The sequence below is a fragment of the Mycobacterium sp. E3298 genome (genome assembly GCF_001666895.1).
Classification (GTDB): domain Bacteria; phylum Actinomycetota; class Actinomycetes; order Mycobacteriales; family Mycobacteriaceae; genus Mycobacterium.
Window position 1 is genome coordinate 1 of the sequence record NZ_LZJB01000301.1, and the last position, 716, is coordinate 716.

Sequence of the window (716 nt, forward strand, 5' to 3'; positions counted from 1 at the left end):
TCCTCAGCTGCCGTCAGCCACTGCCCGGCTTCGTCGGGGATGAGGTCAGGAGTGATCAAGCCGTGCCCGCCGGCCGCGCGGTGGTGATGACCTATTGGAATCCCGTGGTGCGCTACGGGGTCGACGCGTTCGCGCGCGACCTCGCGGCGGCCGGCGGGCACGGCTTGATCACTCCTGACCTCATCCCCGACGAAGCCGGGCAGTGGCTGACGGCAGCTGAGGAGCATCGGTTGGACCGCATTTTTCTCGTCGCGCCGTCGTCGACGCCGGAACGGTTGGCCATGACCGTCGACGCGTCACGCGGATTCGTCTACGCCGCTTCCACGATGGGCGTCACCGGGGCGCGTGACGCGGTGTCGCAGGCCGCGCCCGAGTTGGTGCAGCGCGTGAAGGCGGTGTCCGACATACCCGTCGGCGTCGGCCTCGGGGTGCGGTCGCGCGAGCAGGCCGCCCAAATCGGCAGCTACGCCGACGGCGTGATCGTCGGTTCGGCGCTGGTGTCGGCGCTCGGTGCGGGTGGCCTGCCCGCGCTGCGGGAACTGACCGAGGAACTGGCCGCCGGCGTCCGGCAGAAGGCGTCCGCCCGATGACGACGTTGCCGACGTACTTTCCCAGCCCGCCGCAGGGTGTCTGGCACCTTGGGCCCCTGCCCATTCGCGCGTACGCGCTGTTCATCATCACCGGGATCGTGGTGGCGCTGTTGATCGGCGACCGCC

1 protein-coding gene and 1 pseudogene are annotated in these 716 nt (G+C 70.3%); both read left to right on the forward strand.

Annotated features, from left to right (window positions below):
• A partial coding sequence (gene trpA / locus A9X05_RS14035) for a tryptophan synthase subunit alpha (protein ID WP_067782049.1) occupies positions 1 to 590 on the forward strand: 590 nt, incomplete at its 5' end.
• Positions 587 to 716 (forward strand): annotated as a pseudogene (locus A9X05_RS31060) (prolipoprotein diacylglyceryl transferase); the annotation flags it as partial. The gene trpA and the pseudogene A9X05_RS31060, both read left to right, overlap by 4 nt.